Here is an 18,750-nt window from a genome sequence, read left to right as displayed (position 1 = left end):
TTTATTTAGTCATGGTTTATCGTCTTTTGCAAGACGAGGACAAAACCGAGGACATATTTTAAAAAATAATGGTCTAAACGTTGATACAAAAGGGTTGTTATACCCTTATTACATCATGCCGCCCATTCCGCCCATACCGCTCATGTCAGGCATGCCGCCTTGACCAGCTGGTTCTGGCTTGTCAGCAACAACTGCTTCAGTTGTTAAGAACATAGCCGCTACAGATGCAGCGTTTTGTAATGCAGAACGAGTTACTTTAGTTGGGTCAACGATACCAGCGTCAATCATGTTTACCCATTCGCCAGTTGCAGCGTTGAAGCCTGTTCCAACTGCTTCACGCTTTAAGCGGTCAACAATTACAGATCCTTCAAGGCCAGCATTGTGAGCGATTGTACGTACAGGCTCTTCGATCGCACGTAATACGATGTTAATACCAGTAGCTACATCGCCTTCTGCTTGAATTTCAGCAACCTTGTTGTATACGTTAAGAAGGGCAACACCACCACCGGATACGATACCTTCTTCAACTGCAGCACGAGTTGCGTTCAAAGCATCTTCGATACGAAGTTTGCGCTCTTTTAATTCAGTTTCAGTCGCAGCACCAACTTTGATTACTGCAACACCGCCAGCTAATTTAGCTAGACGCTCTTGTAATTTTTCACGGTCAAATTCAGAAGTAGTTTCTTCTAATTGAACACGGATTTGATTTACACGAGAAGCAATTGCAGCAGTATCTCCTGCACCTTCAACGATAGTTGTGTTTTCTTTTGTTACAACAATCTTAGAAGCACGTCCTAAAGATGTGATGGTTGTAGTTTTAAGTTCACGGCCAAGCTCTTCAGTGATTACTTCACCGCCAGTTAATGCAGCGATATCTTCAAGCATTGCTTTACGACGGTCACCAAAGCCAGGAGCTTTAACAGCAACTGCATTGAATGTTCCGCGAAGTTTGTTCAATACTAAAGTAGAAAGTGCTTCACCCTCGATATCTTCAGCAATCAATAATAGTGGCTTGCCTTGTTGAACAACTTGCTCAAGTACAGGAAGGATTTCCTGGATGCTTGAGATTTTTTTGTCAGTGATTAAGACATAAGGATTTTCTAAAACAGCTTCCATTTTGTCTGTGTTTGTTACCATGTATGCAGATGTATATCCGCGGTCAAATTGCATACCTTCAACAACATCTAATTCAGTTGTAAAGCCTTTTGACTCTTCGATCGTGATAACGCCGTCGTTACCAACGCGCTCCATCGCTTCAGCAATCAATTGACCTACTTCTTTATCATCAGAAGAAATAGCAGCAACTTGTGCAATAGACTCTTTGCCTTCGATTGGTTTAGAAATAGCTTTTAATCCTTCAACCGCAACAGTAACTGCTTTTTCGATACCTTTACGGATACCCATTGGGTTAGCACCAGCTGTTACGTTCTTTAAGCCTTCACGAATCATCGCTTGAGCAAGAACAGTTGCAGTTGTAGTACCGTCACCAGCAACATCGTTTGTTTTGCTTGCAACTTCAGCAACTAGTTTTGCACCCATATTTTCAAATGCATCTTCTAATTCGATTTCTTTCGCGATTGTTACACCGTCGTTAGTAATAAGAGGTGAACCAAACTTTTTCTCAAGAACCACGTTACGTCCTTTAGGTCCAAGAGTAACTTTTACTGTATCTGCCAACGCATCAACTCCACGTAGCATTGCGCGGCGTGCATCTTCACTAAATTTAATTTCTTTAGCCATGTTCAAAAAACCTCCTCATATTATCTAAACTATCTTTTAAATTACTCGCCTACTACAGCAAGGATATCGTTTTCACGTAAAATTAAATATTCATTTCCTTCGAACTTAACTTCTGTACCTGAGTATTTTGAGAAGATAATACGATCGCCTACAGAAACTTCAAGAGCAACGCGTTCGCCACTTTCAAGCACACGACCAGTACCTACGGCAACTACTTTTCCTTCTTGAGGCTTTTCCTTAGCAGAGTCCGGTAAAACGATACCGCTTGCAGTTTTTTCTTCTGATTCAACAAGCTCAATGACAATACGATCACCTAATGGTCTTAACAAATCAAACAACCTCCTCAAATAGATATGTAATTCTGACTTATTAGCACTCTCTTAACATGAGTGCTAACACAATTATTATAATAATCAATGCAAAAAAAATTTGCAAGTATGAAGCGATATTTTTTATTATTTTTTACAACTTTACAAGTATGTGAATTACACCCAGGAATATACTTCTTTTTTTAAAATAAACATTAAAATTGAAACAACCCTCCCATTATTAGTAGAATGAACTATAGGTTAAAATAACAAGAAGGCTTCTCAAAAGGAGATATAAAATTTGAAAAGGGAATATTGGATAGTATTAATTGTCTATATAGCAATGCAGTTATCGAGCCTTATTGGAATTCCAGGGCTGATGTTTCTATTTGGATACTTAGGGATGGATCGAGGTCTGGTTGTCCCCTACTGGTTAATTTTCAGCTTCACCCTTGCACTAGTGATTATTCTCTTCTTATTACGAGCAGAAATGAAGAAACCTGCGCTGAATGATAGAAGCAGTTCCTTTAGCTATTCTGCGGTCTGGGCAGTAATTGGTGTCTTCCTAGCCTTATTTGCCCAATCCCTCGCTGCTAATATTGAACGGCTTATTGGTGTTGAAATGGGATCAGAAAACACCCAGCAAATCCTTACTATTATTGAATCCTTCCCTCTCGCCATTTTAGTCAGCTCTGTAATTGGCCCCATATTAGAGGAGATTGTCTTTCGGAAGATTATTTTCGGTACTCTTCATAAACGTTTTAACTTTTTTTTATCCGCTCTAATCAGCTCGGTCATTTTTGCCTTAGCTCATATGGAGCCGCATCATATTCTGCTTTATTCAGCTATGGGCTTCACTTTTGCATTTCTCTATGTAAAAACAAAACATATCCTTGTACCGATTTTTGCCCATGTTGCGATGAATACATTAGTTGTCGTCATGCAGTCGGTTTATAAAGATGAGATTACTGAATTAATGCGTAAGGCAGAAACAATTCAAAACTTTATCGGAGGCTTTTTATGAAACGTTCACCCATGTTATCCGGAATTATTTATATTGTGCTTGGCTGCTTATTTACCTATTTTGCAATCGAAGATGTCACACTAAACGGCTGGGGGTTTTTCAGCTACCTGCTCGTTATCCTTGCCACCTTTGACTTCGGGTCTGGTTTAAGAATGATATTCTTTTACAATAGATATAAAAAACAAATCAAAAAATAAGCGTAAGCAAAAAGGTCCTTTCACTAATGTGAAAAGACCTTTTATTGTCAATACGAATTAGTCAATGAATTTAATGTAGTTTTTATAGTGACCGTAAAACAAAAAAAGCAGGTGCCACGGTCACTATAAGGGCTCTATAGTGACTGTAAAATCAATAAAGCAGGAGTCGTGGTCACTATAAGGGCTCTATAGTGACCGTAAAACCAGAATAGTAGGAGTCATGGGCACTATAAGGGCTCTATAGTGACCGTAAAACAAAAAAAGCAGGAATCATGGGCACTATAAGAGGTCTAAACTACTTTTCCTACCATTTTATTCAATTTTTCCATTGATTAAAGACCTTTTTCTTAAAGCTTTGTCTTTGTTTTTATCGTTGAATTTTTGTCCTGTGTCAGTTCGGCTGAATATTCAACCCTTCCAATTTGACAGCCTGCCCCGATTTTCACTGTTTTGCCGCGAACGATATCTGCCTTTGTATTTTCTAAGTAAACGATATCCCCTTCAATAACCTTGGCAGTAAGCATCCCCGTATCTTTTCCAAATGGCAGTAGGGTGTTACTCTTCTTCTTAACCGTGATTAACCCGCCGCCAATTTCACCTGCAAAACTCTGCCCAAACCGTAACGAAATATTAATTTTATCTGCATTAAGCAGACCTTTAATTTCAAAGCCGCCTGATGAATCAAAGGTTTCATATTCAACGTCACCGCCTGCAGATATCGTTCCTTTAATATTTGCTTCATCTCCTGTTAAGCTTTCACCAACGTCAAGAGTTCCGAGTATTTTCATTTTCTTCAAAGCCGCCCTGCCGCCGACTGTCATAGTCCCCATAATCAGCATTTCCTCTGAATCCAAATTCCCCTTTACTTCTGCCTCACCAAAGACCTTTACAGACTTTGTTTTAACATTTTCCAACACTTCACTTGTTCCATAGATATTGAAAGTAGAACATTCCACATCAGAAACAATCGTGGCATCTCCCCTAATGCTAATTTTGTCGTATTGGCCCCCGGAGTAATTTCCTGATCCGTTAATCGTTAGGTTTTGACCCTTTTCCACTTTTACTTCCACCTTTCACTTAGATCTTTCGGATGTCTTTCACAATCGAATTCTTATCCATTGTAAATTCGCCGGAATATTCAACTACCTCAATTTCGCAATTAGCTCCTATTACGACTTGGTTACCACGGACCATCCCAGCCTTGGTGTTTTCAATTTCAATTTTATCTCCTTCAATACATTCCGATTTCAATTGATTACGTACAAAAGGTTTAAGGAAGCCCAGGAGTGAGTTTTTTTGCTTTATTAGGATGGTTTGACCGCCTATCTCTTTTGCACTACAATCTGCAAAAATAGTGATGTCAATTAAATCAGCATTTAACAAGCCGCCGATCGTAAATTGTGATTCTGCCTTAAACATTTCCGCTTCACAATCTTCTCCCACGGTTAACCTTCCTTTAATCTTTATTTCATCCCCTTTAATTTTCCCTCCGACATTCGCTTTGCCTGATACCTTCAGCTTCTTTACTATCAAGTTTCCTGTAACTCCCGCTCCCCCCTCAACCGTTAGAAACTGACTTTCCATATTGCCTTTAATCTTTCCGTGTCCATTAAACTGCGCATGATGATTCACAACAACGTTCCCAGTTATAGAACCCGAACCATTAACATCCAAATCCGAGCATTCCACATCACCAGTAACTGTTCCTTTACCATTAATACTTACCGAATTGAACGATCCGCCATTTGAAGATCCAAAGCCATTTATAAGCAGGTCTCCCCTTTTTTTCGTCTCCATTTTGATTCTCCTTTATAATAATTTTGATTTTATTTCCTCCATGCATGCCATTAGCGATAGCTGGACGACTATTTTCGTGCTCCGTTCAAATTGGAAGTTCTCAGTATTAATTAGTAAAAGACAAGATGAAACACCTAATTTCCGGGTGAACACCAATTCAGCGTTCTTTTGCCTAATCAATGACTTATTGTCTAATAAAACCTGTAACAGCATTTTCCCTTCATCCAAATTAATTTCACCTGACTGAAGCAGCTTTTCTAAAACATACACTTCAAGGATTCGTGAAAAATTAAACGCAGGTCCGCCCTTTTCTATTTCTAAATAATAATCAAGCACTGTATTTGAAACAATGTTACGCTTTACTAATTCATCCTTTTCCAGTTGTAAATCAGCTATATTCGGTGAAAACATATCAGCTAATTCATCTAATGAAAGGTTTTCTTTCATATGTTGAATTTTATTAATTCGTTCTAAAATCTTACCTTTTGGAAAAAATGTCTCTTGACCCGTAAATGTTGATTTTCTGATAAACCAATCCTCAGGTATAAGGTCTTTTCGTTTCCATCTGTATAACTGTCCATAAGATATTCCGGCTAAATCTAACAAATCCTTCTTTGAAATTAACTCCTCACTCATCATGAAAACCCCTTTCATAGAACGAGTGTAACATAACACTGTTACACTCGTAAAGTTTCCTTCTTTATTTTTATTCGACAAAAAAGACCTTCTCACTATATACGTGAAAAGGTCTTTACTCTTATTCTTCTGTTGTTTCCTCTGTTGGGTAGTGCTTCAGGAAGTAAATAAGTGATTGTAGTTCGACAGCCAAGTCAATATGATGAACGCGAATGGATGGCGGCACATTCAATCTGGCAGGAGTAAAATTCAGGATTGCCTTAATATGAGAATTTACAAGTCTATCGGTAATCATTTGTGCCACGGGAGCAGGTACAGTCAGAATGGCTACATGAATATCATCATTGCTTAAAACCTTCTCCAGCTCATCCATATGAAACACTGGTACATCACGAATCGTTGTTCCCATCTTATCCGGATCCACATCAAAGGCACATTCAATTTTTGTATTATTATTTTTTAAAAAATTATAATTTAAAAAGGCTGTACCAAGATTACCTACACCAATTAACGCTACTTTAGTTAATTCATCTTGATCTAATGTTTTCCGAAAGAAAGTTAATAAATAATTGACATTATAGCCATATCCCTTTTTCCCTAAGGCTCCAAAATAAGAAAAATCCCGGCGAATGGTTGCCGAATCCACCTTCACAGCCTCACTTAATTCTGCAGAAGATACCCTCTGTTTACCGGAAGAATGTAGATTCTTTAAAAATCGATAATATAAGGGCAGCCGTTTTGCTGTCGCTTGTGGTATTTTCATCGTCTCATTACTCATATTCTCCCACCCCCTATAAATAGTTTGTTCATTTATCTAATTTGTTCCGTCCTATGGAAATCTCCGTTTTTTCCGCCAGTTTTTTCAACCAGATATGTTTTTCCGATAACCATACCCTTATCGACGGCTTTACACATGTCATAAACAGTTAGTGCACATGTGGATGCAGCTGTTAACGCTTCCATTTCAACACCTGTATTTCCTTTTGTTTTGACAGCAGCGGCAATATTTAATGTATATGCGCTATCATGTTCCTTTTCCCATGAAAAAGAAATATTTACCCCTGTTAAAGAAATAGGATGACACATGGGGATCAAATCCCAGGTCTTCTTTGCTCCCATTACCGCAGCCACTTGAGCCACAGCAAGAACATCGCCTTTTTTCATATCATTATTTGTAATTTTTTCATAGATTTCTCGACTAACCGTAATACTGGAATGAGCAAGTGCTGTACGGGCCGTTTCTGGCTTATCGCTAACATCCACCATTTTAGCTCTTCCTTCTTCGTTAAAATGAGTAAAATCAGACATAATATAATCCTCCCACAAAATAATACACTATTTTTTATTATTTGTCTGTGAAACTTTGAGCGAATGCATAAAGAAATTTACATTTTTTTCTTACATGATTCTCTTATTTTCCCCATAACTAGTACACTTTATTGCTGACATTGTTGGAATAAGGTACACTTAACTTAGTAATTGAGGTGAAAAACAATGATTTTATTACAAGTGAATCAACTAGCAAAATACTATGGTGCAGACCTAATTTTATCGAATATAAAACTAGAATTACAAACGCGGGACCGTGTGGCACTTGTGGGGCGAAACGGTGCTGGAAAATCGACATTATTGAAAATAATAGCCGGACATCTGTCCCATGATGGCGGAGAAATTATTAAACCAAAGGGAGTAAGCATTGGTTATTTAGCTCAGAATACCGGATTAGAATCAAATTTGTCGATTTGGGATGAAATGTTAACCGTTTTCGAATCCCTTAGAAGTATGGAAAAAACACTTCGACACCTTGAGATTTCGATGTCGGATCCTGCCGCTATAGAGGATAATGCCCGCTACGAACGAATTTTAAAAGAATATGATGAACTGCAAGTGAGATTTAAAGAACAGGGCGGTTATCAGTACGAAGCGGATATTCGCTCTATCCTCCACGGTTTAAATTTTCATAACAGCTCATTGATGATATCCAGCTTAAGCGGCGGTCAGAAGACACGTCTAGCATTAGGTAAGCTTCTTTTAACGAAGCCCGATATATTAATTTTGGATGAACCTACAAACCATCTCGATATCGATACACTTACGTGGCTTGAGCAATACTTACAAGGCTATGACGGGGCCATTTTAATCGTGTCCCATGACCGCTACTTCTTGGATAAAGTGGTCACACAGGTTTATGAAGTTTCACGGAGGCAAATTCAAAAATTCATCGGAAACTATAGCTCTTATCTAGATCAAAAAGCGGCTAATTATGAGCGTGATTTAAAGGTATATGAGAAGCAGCAGCAGGAAGTTGCGGATCTTCAAGATTTTATCCAACGTAACCTAGCGCGTGCATCGACGACCAAGCGCGCTCAAAGCCGGCGTAAAAAATTGGAGAAAATGGACTTAGTGGACCGGCCATTAGGAGACGAGAAATCTGCCACCTTCTCTTTTGAAATAGAGAAACAAACGGGAAATGATGTTCTTTTTGTAGATAACCTCGCAGTCGGATATGAAGGACAAAAAGTATCGGAGAAGATATCCTTTCGTGCCTACCGTGGTGAAAGTATTGCCTTAGTTGGTCCAAATGGAATCGGTAAGTCTACTCTACTAAAAACGATAATAAAAAAACTTCCTTCCTTAGCCGGTTCGATTCAATATGGTGCAAATCTAGCAATCGGATACTACGACCAGGAGCAGGCAGAATTAACCTCCAATAAGCGGGTTCTAAATGAGCTATGGGATGAATGGCCGTTAAAAAGCGAGAAGGAAATACGAACTGTCTTAGGTAACTTTCTGTTTTCCGGTGATGATGTATTAAAAATTGTTTCTACATTAAGCGGCGGTGAAAAGGCAAGACTTGCACTGGCCAAATTAATGCTAGAAAAAGCAAATGTCCTAATATTGGACGAGCCTACTAACCATCTTGACCTAGATAGTAAAGAAGTTCTCGAGAATGCCTTAGTCGACTATCCAGGTACGATTATTTTTGTATCACACGATCGCTACTTTATTAACAGAATTGCAACAAAGGTACTGGAGCTTAGCGCGTACGGCAGTTCTGAGTTTCTTGGTGACTATGACTATTATTTAGAGAAAAAGCTTGAGGAAGCGGAGCTAAAGGCTTTAGAAATGGCAAGCACCACAAGGAAACAAACTCAAAGTGAAGCACAAGAAAGAAATACCTACCAACAGGATAAAGAAGGTAAAAAGCTTGAGCGGCAGCGAAAGCGAAAATTAGAAGAAATTGAATTACGTATTGAAGAACTGGAGGCACTTATCCAAGAGTACGAGGAAACGCTATGTGAGCCTGAAATATTTCAGGACCACGAGAAGGTTCTTGAAATCAATTTAAAAAATGAAAAAGCAAAGACCGAACTCGAACAACTAATGGAAGAATGGGCCGAACTGGCAGAATAAATACACTAGGGACTTGGATAACCAATATCCAAGCCCCTTTTTACTATTTAATTGGAATGGTTAGTATGTCTGTTTTGGAACCGTCCTTTGCGGAATAAACAAATAGCTCGATCGTAACTTCTTCTTTTGTCAAAAGTTCCTTGTCGATCGCTATTTCAAAGCTTCCCCATGCAGGCGCACCGTCTGTTTGATAATGATTTTCTTGTAATATCTCCGTTCCAGAGATTACTGCATATTGAAAAACACCTTCAAACACCCTTGCCTTTCCCTTCACGAGTGCCTCACCCTCCGATTTTGAAACTGTAACTTCTTTAAAGACTTCATTTTGGTACTGTTTATTGTCTACCTGTTCTTGATCATTTCCATCATCCATCACTTCTGGTTTCTTATCGTCTGTTGATAAATTAATATCTAAGCTGCAAGCCGTTAATCCGAAAAATAGGACCATGAGAATCCCTAATAAGAACTTCTTTTTCATCCATATCCCCCTCTTCTACTTTTTATCTACTATATTCACCGAAATAAAAAATCCCCTATGGAGGCAACTCTACATTTTCACTTAATAATCGACAAAATTCGTTAAAAACTCTTAAATTTCTCCCCTAAGATACCTTTTCCACAACTTTATGCACATATTAAAACTTAGTACTGCAACCTTATTCCTACTTTTCCACATTATCCACAGAAAAAGCCCTACTTATCCACATTGTCCACATAAAACAGGTAACTTACCCACATTATTCATCTATTGGACAATTTTTAAAAAAAAGTTATCCACAAAAAGGTGTGTTCTACACTTAACAAAGTGTACAATATCTTGTTAGCACCTTTATTGTGACCGAATTTTCATTGCCACCTTCTTTCTCGGTAACAATCCGTAAAGAAACTAGTCTGGCCATCTAGAAATCATTTTTCGAAACAAAAAAGCCCTTCATATTCAGAAGGACTCTAATTGTATAACTCTATATCTAATCCTGGATTTGCATTTAATGTAAGATCAGCTCGAATTCCTTTTTCGAACATAATGCTTCCTGCCGCAGCAATCATCGCAGCATTATCTGTACACAAGTTTAAAGGCGGTATGACTAAATCAATATCGGCATTGTCTGAAAAGGCCTTTTCAAGTGCCTTTCTAAGACCTTTATTCGCTGCAACGCCGCCAGCCAGCAGCACTTGCTTCACCTTGTATTCAGTTGTTGCTTTTACCGTCTTTTTTACCAATACTTCGATCACACTTTCCTGAAAACTCGCTGCAAGATCCTCCGGAGCGATGATTTCACCCCTTTGTTCTGCATTATGAACTGTATTAATAACGGCTGATTTTAAACCGCTAAAGCTAAAATCAAATGATCCTTCTTCTAACCAAGCTCTAGGCAAATTGAGAGTATCACTGCCCTCCTGAGCCAGCTTGTCAATATGCGGCCCGCCGGGATATGGCAGTTTTAAGGTCCTGGCAACCTTATCATATGCCTCACCAGCAGCGTCATCTCTTGTTTCACCTATGACTTCAAAATGTCCCTGTTCTTTCATGTATACTAACTCCGTATGACCTCCAGACACCACTAAGGAGAGGAGAGGAAAGCGTAACTCTGTTACAAGCCGGTTTGCATAAATATGTCCAGCAATATGATGAACAGGAACTAGTGGGATATTATGTGCAAAGGCTAATGCCTTGGCTGCATTTACACCAATTAATAGGGCCCCAACTAATCCAGGACCTTCCGTTACGGCAATACCATCCAAATCTGAAAATGTAAGATTTGCTTCTTTTAAAGCCTCTTCAATGATAATTGTAATTTGTTCCACATGGTGACGGGAAGCAATTTCAGGAACCACTCCGCCAAAACGCTTATGACTTTCAATTTGTGAGGCAACCACATTGGCAGCAATTTCTCTGCCATTTTTAATAATGGCTACTGCTGTTTCATCACAGCTAGTTTCTATTCCCATAATCCATTGATCTTTTATCATATATTCACCCACATTACTAGAGCATCTTCTTGATTATCAGAATAATAATTTTTCCGAATGCCGCCATTTTGGAATCCTAACTTACGGTAAAGAGATTGTGCTACCTGGTTCGTCACACGAACTTCAAGAGTCATGCTTTTCGCTCCCATTTCCTTAGCAAGTGTCATCATTTTACGAAGCAATGCTTCCCCTAGCTTTCTGCCTCTATATTCAGGAAGTATGGCCACATTCGTTACATGGGCTTCATCAATGACAACCCATGCACCAACATAACCAATTATCTTTTGGTCTTCTTCCAAGACAATATAAACGGCAAATTTATTATTATAAATTTCATTATAAAAAGCTTCTCTGCTCCATGGTGTAGCAAAAGAGGCATGTTCAACCTCTAAAATTTGATTGATATCCTCTTCCTTCATATGACGAAAAACATAAGAATCTACCATATTTCTCTATTCCTATCCTTTTAAAATTTTCCCATTTGCCTCTAACCACTTCGCTTCTGCCTCAGCTAAACGGATATAATTAGGAACAAAGGAATGAATGTCCACTCCCAGTTTATTTTCACCTAATAAGGCGAGTTCCGAAGGGCGAGGATTATGCTCCGTAATCGCAGCAAATACTGCTTGAGAGTTCAGGGTATCTTTTATCACAGCTTGATGAAGGGGTAAATCATTGCCAACAAATAATATTGGTTTCTTTAACTCTTTTAATGAGGCAGACCAATCTGCTGACAAGACTAAGCAATCGTCTTTAACGGTAGTTAGTACCCCGCCTTGGTATTCATATAACCCTGTGTAGATTTGTCCTCTTCTAGCATCAAAGAGAGGCGAAATATATCCATCAAAGTATCTCCCTGCCCCAGCTGCGATAGTTTCAAGACTAGAAATTCCTACTAAGGGAATCTTTAACGACCAAGCCATCGTTTTGGCTATAGTAACGCCAATGCGAACTCCTGTATAGGAACCTGGACCCTGTGCAACTACTATTTTAGTTAACTGTGCGGGGACTCTTTCACAATCCTTCATTAACGTCTGAATGGCTGGCATAATGCGAACCGAATGATTCTTCTTTAAGTTGGTAATATATTCGCCAAGTACCTGATTATCTTCAATAAGCGCAACCCCTAATGGATAATTAGAAGTATCAATCGCTAGTATGGTCATTTAGAAAAATCTCCTTACATAATTGCTCATATCTTTTCCCTTTTGGAACAAACACAATTTTTCTTTTTTCTGAACCCTCGTGATACAAATAGATGGTTAACAATTCAACAGGCAATTGTTCTTCAATTAAATGAGCCCATTCAACAACGGTCACACCATCGCCTTCAAAGTATTCATCAAAGCCTAAATCTTCATAAGCATCAGCAACCCGGTATACATCCATATGATACAAAGGCAGCCTGCCTTTATACTCTTTTATTATGGTAAAAGTCGGACTGTTTACGGTTTTATTTATATTTAATCCTTTAGCTAATCCTTTAGTGAAGGTGGTTTTACCAGCACCTAAATCTCCCTCTAGGCAAATCACATCGCCAGGCTTTAATAACGCTGCAAGTTTAGATGCAAGCTGAAAAGTTTCACTAGGATCTATTGTATTTTTTTCATACTGATTCATATAATCACCTTTTACGAAACAATAGCATGCCGCTATCTTCATTCTACCTTATTTTTGTAAAAAAAAACCTTAGGATAGCTCCTAAGGATGTCCACTCACTATGTATTTTACCTAATTTCCGTCATTTAAGCAAAAATGCAAAAAAAATACGAAACATCGTTTCGTGTTTTTAAAAATATAAATGGCGGTCTGGACGGGACTCGAACCCGCGACCTCCTGCGTGACAGGCAGGCATTCTAACCAACTGAACTACCAGACCAAAGTTTTTTCAAGTGTTTTTCTTGAAAAGAACTTAAATTGCGGGGACAGGATTTGAACCTGCGACCTTCGGGTTATGAGCCCGACGAGCTACCAGACTGCTCCACCCCGCGACAGTATAAATGAAACTATTTGTGCGCTAATATATTATATGTTAAGAACAACAATATATACACACATTTTTAAAAAATAGTACAGCCTGGCAACGTCCTACTCTCACAGGGACAAAGTCCCAACTACCATCGGCGCTGAGAAGCTTAACTTCCGTGTTCGGTATGGGAACGGGTGTGACCTTCTCGCCATTGCTGCCAGACTATTTTGTTGAGGTATCATTCCCTCAAAACTAGATAATGCAGAAGAAGTTTGTAAAACGAGTTCGCCTTTAAAAATTGGTTAAGTCCTCGAACGATTAGTATCAGTCAGCTCCACATGTTACCACGCTTCCACCTCTGACCTATCAACCTGATCATCTTTCAGGGTTCTTACTAGCTTGACGCTATGGGAAATCTCATCTTGAGGGGGGCTTCATGCTTAGATGCTTTCAGCACTTATCCCGTCCGCACATAGCTACCCAGCGATGCCTTTGGCAAGACAACTGGTACACCAGCGGTGCGTCCATCCCGGTCCTCTCGTACTAAGGACAGCTCCTCTCAAATTTCCTGCGCCCACGACGGATAGGGACCGAACTGTCTCACGACGTTCTGAACCCAGCTCGCGTACCGCTTTAATGGGCGAACAGCCCAACCCTTGGGACCGACTACAGCCCCAGGATGCGATGAGCCGACATCGAGGTGCCAAACCTCCCCGTCGATGTGGACTCTTGGGGGAGATAAGCCTGTTATCCCCGGGGTAGCTTTTATCCGTTGAGCGATGGCCCTTCCATGCGGAACCACCGGATCACTAAGCCCGACTTTCGTCCCTGCTCGACTTGTAGGTCTCGCAGTCAAGCTCCCTTGTGCCTTTACACTCTGCGAATGATTTCCAACCATTCTGAGGGAACCTTTGGGCGCCTCCGTTACTCTTTAGGAGGCGACCGCCCCAGTCAAACTGCCCACCTGACACTGTCTCCCACCCCGATAAGGGGTGCGGGTTAGAATTTCAATACAGCCAGGGTAGTATCCCACCGACGCCTCCACCGAAGCTAGCGCTCCGGTTTCTCAGGCTCCTACCTATCCTGTACAAGCTGTACCAAAATTCAATATCAGGCTACAGTAAAGCTCCACGGGGTCTTTCCGTCCTGTCGCGGGTAACCTGCATCTTCACAGGTACTATAATTTCACCGAGTCTCTCGTTGAGACAGTGCCCAGATCGTTACGCCTTTCGTGCGGGTCGGAACTTACCCGACAAGGAATTTCGCTACCTTAGGACCGTTATAGTTACGGCCGCCGTTTACTGGGGCTTCGATTCAGAGCTTCGCTTGCGCTAACCCCTCCTCTTAACCTTCCAGCACCGGGCAGGCGTCAGCCCCTATACTTCGCCTTGCGGCTTCGCAGAGACCTGTGTTTTTGCTAAACAGTCGCCTGGGCCTATTCACTGCGGCTCTTCGAGGCTATTCACCTCAAAAAGCACCCCTTCTCCCGAAGTTACGGGGTCATTTTGCCGAGTTCCTTAACGAGAGTTCTCTCGCACACCTTAGGATTCTCTCCTCGCCTACCTGTGTCGGTTTGCGGTACGGGCACCTTTTATCTCGCTAGAGGCTTTTCTTGGCAGTGTGGAATCAGGAACTTCGGTACTATATTTCCCTCGCCATCACAGCTCAGCCTTTACGGTAAGCGGATTTTCCTGCTTACCAGCCTAACTGCTTGGACGCGCATATCCAACAGCGCGCTTACCCTATCCTCCTGCGTCCCCCCATCACTCAAACGATAAAGAGGTGGTACAGGAATATCAACCTGTTGTCCATCGCCTACGCCTTTCGGCCTCGGCTTAGGTCCCGACTAACCCTGAGAGGACGAGCCTTCCTCAGGAAACCTTAGGCATACGGTGGACGGGATTCTCACCCGTCTTTCGCTACTCATACCGGCATTCTCACTTCTAAGCGCTCCACCAGTCCTTACGGTCTAGCTTCAACGCCCTTAGAACGCTCTCCTACCACTGACACCATACGGTGTCAATCCACAGCTTCGGTGTTACGTTTAGCCCCGGTACATTTTCGGCGCAGAGTCACTCGACCAGTGAGCTATTACGCACTCTTTAAATGGTGGCTGCTTCTAAGCCAACATCCTGGTTGTCTAAGCAACTCCACATCCTTTTCCACTTAACGTAAACTTTGGGACCTTAGCTGGTGGTCTGGGCTGTTTCCCTTTTGACTACGGATCTTATCACTCGCAGTCTGACTCCCACGGATAAGTCTTTGGCATTCGGAGTTTGTCTGAATTCGGTAACCCGATGAGGGCCCCTAGTCCAAACAGTGCTCTACCTCCAAGACTCTTACAACGTGAGGCTAGCCCTAAAGCTATTTCGGAGAGAACCAGCTATCTCCAAGTTCGATTGGAATTTCTCCGCTACCCACACCTCATCCCCGCACTTTTCAACGTGCGTGGGTTCGGGCCTCCATCCAGTGTTACCTGGACTTCACCCTGGACATGGGTAGATCACCTGGTTTCGGGTCTACGACCACATACTAAAATCGCCCTATTCAGACTCGCTTTCGCTGCGGCTCCGTCTCTTCAACTTAACCTTGCATGTAATCGTAACTCGCCGGTTCATTCTACAAAAGGCACGCTATCACCCATTAACGGGCTCTAACTACTTGTAGGCACACGGTTTCAGGATCTATTTCACTCCCCTTCCGGGGTGCTTTTCACCTTTCCCTCACGGTACTGGTTCACTATCGGTCACTAGGGAGTATTTAGCCTTGGGAGATGGTCCTCCCAGCTTCCGACCGGATTTCTCGTGTCCGGCCGTACTCAGGATCCACTCAGGAGGGAACGAAGTTTCAACTACAGGGTTTTTACCTTCTATGACGGGCCTTTCCAGACCGCTTCATCTACCCCGTTCCTTTGTAACTCCATGTTGAGTGTCCTACAACCCCAAGAGGCAAGCCTCTTGGTTTGGGCTATGTCCCGTTTCGCTCGCCGCTACTCAGGGAATCGCGTTTGCTTTCTCTTCCTCCGGGTACTTAGATGTTTCAGTTCCCCGGGTCTGCCTTCAATACCCTATGTATTCAGGTAAAGATACTGCTCCATTACGAGCAGTGGGTTCCCCCATTCGGAAATCTCCGGATCAAAGCTTACTTACAGCTCCCCGAAGCATATCGGTGTTAGTCCCGTCCTTCATCGGCTCCTAGTGCCAAGGCATCCACCGTGCGCCCTTTCTAACTTAACCTAAAAGGTTATTTTCTTCTTAATTACTTAAGAGAGAAAAACTAATGTGGCGATTCTCGGTTTTACTTTGACTTCTTCTTACGATTATCTAGTTTTCAAAGAACGATTAAAAAAAGCTTTGAGAGAATTACTCCCTCAAAACTAAACAAACAAGTAACAGTCAACTTTTTATCAGTCCACAAGGACTGCATTATCCTTAGAAAGGAGGTGATCCAGCCGCACCTTCCGATACGGCTACCTTGTTACGACTTCACCCCAATCATCTGTCCCACCTTAGGCGGCTGGCTCCTTACGGTTACCCCACCGACTTCGGGTGTTACAAACTCTCGTGGTGTGACGGGCGGTGTGTACAAGGCCCGGGAACGTATTCACCGCGGCATGCTGATCCGCGATTACTAGCGATTCCGGCTTCATGTAGGCGAGTTGCAGCCTACAATCCGAACTGAGAATGGTTTTATGGGATTGGCTAAACCTCGCGGTCTTGCAGCCCTTTGTACCATCCATTGTAGCACGTGTGTAGCCCAGGTCATAAGGGGCATGATGATTTGACGTCATCCCCACCTTCCTCCGGTTTGTCACCGGCAGTCTCCTTAGAGTGCCCAACTGAATGCTGGCAACTAAGAACAAGGGTTGCGCTCGTTGCGGGACTTAACCCAACATCTCACGACACGAGCTGACGACAACCATGCACCACCTGTCACTCTGTCCCCCGAAGGGGAACGTCCTATCTCTAGGAGTGTCAGAGGATGTCAAGACCTGGTAAGGTTCTTCGCGTTGCTTCGAATTAAACCACATGCTCCACCGCTTGTGCGGGCCCCCGTCAATTCCTTTGAGTTTCAGCCTTGCGGCCGTACTCCCCAGGCGGAGTGCTTAATGCGTTAGCTGCAGCACTAAAGGGCGGAAACCCTCTAACACTTAGCACTCATCGTTTACGGCGTGGACTACCAGGGTATCTAATCCTGTTTGCTCCCCACGCTTTCGCGCCTCAGCGTCAGTTACAGACCAGAAAGCCGCCTTCGCCACTGGTGTTCCTCCACATCTCTACGCATTTCACCGCTACACGTGGAATTCCGCTTTCCTCTTCTGTACTCAAGTCCCCCAGTTTCCAATGACCCTCCACGGTTGAGCCGTGGGCTTTCACATCAGACTTAAAGGACCGCCTGCGCGCGCTTTACGCCCAATAATTCCGGACAACGCTTGCCACCTACGTATTACCGCGGCTGCTGGCACGTAGTTAGCCGTGGCTTTCTGGTTAGGTACCGTCAAGGTACCGGCAGTTACTCCGATACTTGTTCTTCCCTAACAACAGAGCTTTACGACCCGAAGGCCTTCATCGCTCACGCGGCGTTGCTCCGTCAGACTTTCGTCCATTGCGGAAGATTCCCTACTGCTGCCTCCCGTAGGAGTCTGGGCCGTGTCTCAGTCCCAGTGTGGCCGATCACCCTCTCAGGTCGGCTACGCATCGTCGCCTTGGTGAGCCGTTACCTCACCAACTAGCTAATGCGCCGCGGGCCCATCTGTAAGTGTCAGCGTAAACCGACTTTCAGCTTTTCCTCATGAAAGGAAAAGGATTATCCGGTATTAGCTCCGGTTTCCCGAAGTTATCCCAGTCTTACAGGCAGGTTGCCCACGTGTTACTCACCCGTCCGCCGCTAACCAAGAGGTGCAAGCACCTCAAGATTCGCTCGACTTGCATGTATTAGGCACGCCGCCAGCGTTCGTCCTGAGCCAGGATCAAACTCTCCAAGAAAGTTGATATAGCTCATTTTGTTACGTTGGCTTAGCTTTTCTAAAAAGCTAAAAAATTGTTTGTTGACGTTCTTGTTTGTTTAGTTTTCAAAGAGCAATTAATAGTAAAATTGGAGCGGGTGATGAGAATCGAACTCACAACATCAGCTTGGAAGGCTGAGGTTTTACCACTAAACTACACCCGCATATAAAATTCCGAATGGTCGGGAAGACAGGATTCGAACCTGCGACCCCTTGGTCCCAAACCAAGTGCTCTACCAAGCTGAGCTACTTCCCGTAAATAATGGCGCGCCCGGAAGAAGTCGAATCCACAACCTTCTGATCCGTAGTCAGACGCTCTATCCAATTGAGCTACGGGCGCAAACTTTCAAAGTCAACTTTTACATTGTATCAAACCAAGCTTGATATGTCAACATCTTTTTTTGGTGCGGCCGAGAGGACTTGAACCTCCACGGGGTTGCCCCCACTAGGCCCTCAACCTAGCGCGTCTGCCATTCCGCCACGACCGCATACGTTTCAGCGACATTTATTAGCATAACAGATTATCAACGTTATTTCAAGAGCTAATAATTGGTTGGTGCGGGTGAAGGGAGTCGAACCCCCACGCCTTGCGGCGCCAGATCCTAAGTCTGGTGCGTCTGCCAATTCCGCCACACCCGCAAATATAAAGATTATTTTGCTAGCGCAAAAAATCTTGGTTATTTTCTAAT

At 42.5% G+C, this 18,750-nt stretch carries 15 protein-coding genes, 7 tRNA genes and 3 rRNA genes; 3 read left to right on the top strand and 22 right to left on the bottom strand.

Features of this window, described 5'->3' with window-relative positions; all coding sequences use genetic code 11:
• Nucleotides 1–108: 108 nt before the first annotated feature.
• Nucleotides 109–1,740, bottom strand: a complete 1,632-nt coding sequence (gene groL / locus QNH48_RS01435) for a chaperonin GroEL (protein WP_095251846.1) — start codon at nt 1,738–1,740, stop codon at nt 109–111.
• Nucleotides 1,741–1,781: 41 nt separating this feature from the next.
• Nucleotides 1,782–2,069: a co-chaperone GroES gene (gene groES, locus QNH48_RS01430; protein ID WP_132096808.1), complete on the bottom strand. Its 288-nt coding sequence runs from the start codon at nt 2,067–2,069 to the stop codon at nt 1,782–1,784.
• A gap of 280 nt (nt 2,070–2,349) precedes the next feature.
• On the opposite strand from groES, the gene QNH48_RS01425 reads away from it, so the two are divergent.
• Nucleotides 2,350–3,072 (top strand): CPBP family intramembrane glutamic endopeptidase, encoded by a 723-nt coding sequence (locus tag QNH48_RS01425; RefSeq protein ID WP_133371862.1) that lies wholly within the window; start codon nt 2,350–2,352, stop codon nt 3,070–3,072.
• On the top strand, nt 3,069–3,269 hold the full coding sequence (locus QNH48_RS01420; RefSeq protein ID WP_095251843.1) for a YdiK family protein: 201 nt from the start codon (nt 3,069–3,071) through the stop codon (nt 3,267–3,269). The genes QNH48_RS01425 and QNH48_RS01420 overlap by 4 nt, the downstream gene beginning before the upstream one ends.
• Nucleotides 3,270–3,616: 347 nt before the next feature.
• Here the strand turns inward: QNH48_RS01420 and QNH48_RS01415 are convergent, their stop codons facing one another.
• The 5 genes from QNH48_RS01415 to moaC form a co-directional block, all read right to left on the bottom strand.
• Nucleotides 3,617–4,327, bottom strand: a complete 711-nt coding sequence (locus QNH48_RS01415) for a cytoplasmic protein (protein WP_283953450.1) — start codon at nt 4,325–4,327, stop codon at nt 3,617–3,619.
• Nucleotides 4,328–4,346: 19 nt separating this feature from the next.
• Nucleotides 4,347–5,066, bottom strand: a complete 720-nt coding sequence (locus QNH48_RS01410; RefSeq protein WP_283953449.1) for a polymer-forming cytoskeletal protein — start codon at nt 5,064–5,066, stop codon at nt 4,347–4,349.
• Between the two features lie 12 nt (nt 5,067–5,078).
• The gene (locus tag QNH48_RS01405; protein ID WP_283955646.1) at nt 5,079–5,702 is read right to left on the bottom strand and encodes a YhbD family protein; all 624 of its coding nucleotides are present in this window, start codon (nt 5,700–5,702) and stop codon (nt 5,079–5,081) included.
• A 121-nt stretch (nt 5,703–5,823) separates the two neighbouring features.
• On the bottom strand, nt 5,824–6,480 hold the full coding sequence (locus QNH48_RS01400; RefSeq protein ID WP_095251839.1) for a redox-sensing transcriptional repressor Rex: 657 nt from the start codon (nt 6,478–6,480) through the stop codon (nt 5,824–5,826).
• A gap of 32 nt (nt 6,481–6,512) precedes the next feature.
• Nucleotides 6,513–7,010 (bottom strand): cyclic pyranopterin monophosphate synthase MoaC, encoded by a 498-nt coding sequence (gene moaC, locus QNH48_RS01395; protein ID WP_283953448.1) that lies wholly within the window; start codon nt 7,008–7,010, stop codon nt 6,513–6,515.
• A gap of 186 nt (nt 7,011–7,196) precedes the next feature.
• On the opposite strand from moaC, the gene QNH48_RS01390 reads away from it, so the two are divergent.
• Nucleotides 7,197–9,116 (top strand): ABC-F family ATP-binding cassette domain-containing protein, encoded by a 1,920-nt coding sequence (locus QNH48_RS01390; protein ID WP_283953447.1) that lies wholly within the window; start codon nt 7,197–7,199, stop codon nt 9,114–9,116.
• A gap of 43 nt (nt 9,117–9,159) precedes the next feature.
• On the opposite strand, the gene QNH48_RS01385 is transcribed toward QNH48_RS01390, so the two are convergent.
• From QNH48_RS01385 to QNH48_RS01315, 15 genes are all read right to left on the bottom strand, one after another.
• A complete protein-coding gene (locus tag QNH48_RS01385; protein WP_283953446.1) occupies nt 9,160–9,594 on the bottom strand; it encodes a Gmad2 immunoglobulin-like domain-containing protein in 435 nt (144 codons plus the stop codon).
• Between the two features lie 470 nt (nt 9,595–10,064).
• Nucleotides 10,065–11,087: a tRNA (adenosine(37)-N6)-threonylcarbamoyltransferase complex transferase subunit TsaD gene (tsaD, locus tag QNH48_RS01380; RefSeq protein WP_283953445.1), complete on the bottom strand. Its 1,023-nt coding sequence runs from the start codon at nt 11,085–11,087 to the stop codon at nt 10,065–10,067.
• Nucleotides 11,084–11,533, bottom strand: a complete 450-nt coding sequence (rimI, locus tag QNH48_RS01375) for a ribosomal protein S18-alanine N-acetyltransferase (protein ID WP_283953444.1) — start codon at nt 11,531–11,533, stop codon at nt 11,084–11,086. Before rimI ends, tsaD begins: the two co-directional genes overlap by 4 nt.
• 12 nt (nt 11,534–11,545) lie before the next feature.
• Nucleotides 11,546–12,253 carry a tRNA (adenosine(37)-N6)-threonylcarbamoyltransferase complex dimerization subunit type 1 TsaB gene (gene tsaB / locus QNH48_RS01370; RefSeq protein WP_133371870.1) on the bottom strand — a complete coding sequence of 236 codons (708 nt, stop codon included), beginning with the start codon at nt 12,251–12,253 and terminating at the stop codon, nt 11,546–11,548.
• Nucleotides 12,234–12,707: a tRNA (adenosine(37)-N6)-threonylcarbamoyltransferase complex ATPase subunit type 1 TsaE gene (tsaE, locus tag QNH48_RS01365; protein ID WP_133371871.1), complete on the bottom strand. Its 474-nt coding sequence runs from the start codon at nt 12,705–12,707 to the stop codon at nt 12,234–12,236. Before tsaE ends, tsaB begins: the two co-directional genes overlap by 20 nt.
• Nucleotides 12,708–12,889: 182 nt before the next feature.
• Nucleotides 12,890–12,966: transfer RNA gene (locus tag QNH48_RS01360), tRNA-Asp, on the bottom strand.
• A gap of 38 nt (nt 12,967–13,004) precedes the next feature.
• Nucleotides 13,005–13,078 (bottom strand) — tRNA-Met (locus QNH48_RS01355).
• A gap of 84 nt (nt 13,079–13,162) precedes the next feature.
• Nucleotides 13,163–13,278: ribosomal RNA gene (gene rrf / locus QNH48_RS01350) — 5S ribosomal RNA — on the bottom strand.
• A 76-nt stretch (nt 13,279–13,354) separates the two neighbouring features.
• Nucleotides 13,355–16,292: ribosomal RNA gene (locus QNH48_RS01345) — 23S ribosomal RNA — on the bottom strand.
• Between the two features lie 199 nt (nt 16,293–16,491).
• Nucleotides 16,492–18,041, bottom strand: a 16S ribosomal RNA gene (locus QNH48_RS01340).
• Together the 16S, 23S and 5S rRNA genes with 7 tRNA genes alongside form the textbook arrangement of a ribosomal RNA operon.
• A gap of 110 nt (nt 18,042–18,151) precedes the next feature.
• Nucleotides 18,152–18,225, bottom strand: a tRNA-Gly gene (locus QNH48_RS01335).
• A 15-nt stretch (nt 18,226–18,240) separates the two neighbouring features.
• Nucleotides 18,241–18,317, bottom strand: a tRNA-Pro gene (locus QNH48_RS01330).
• Nucleotides 18,318–18,324: 7 nt separating this feature from the next.
• Nucleotides 18,325–18,401, bottom strand: a tRNA-Arg gene (locus QNH48_RS01325).
• A gap of 62 nt (nt 18,402–18,463) precedes the next feature.
• Nucleotides 18,464–18,549, bottom strand: a tRNA-Leu gene (locus QNH48_RS01320).
• A gap of 66 nt (nt 18,550–18,615) precedes the next feature.
• Nucleotides 18,616–18,700, bottom strand: a tRNA-Leu gene (locus tag QNH48_RS01315).
• Between the last annotated feature and the right edge of the window lie 50 nt (nt 18,701–18,750).

Origin of the sequence: Neobacillus sp. YX16 (assembly GCF_030123505.1) — a bacterium.
Classification (GTDB): Bacteria; Bacillota; Bacilli; order Bacillales; family Cytobacillaceae; genus Neobacillus.
The sequence above is the reverse complement of the archived record's forward strand: the minus strand, read 5'-3'. Positions and strand labels throughout refer to the sequence as shown.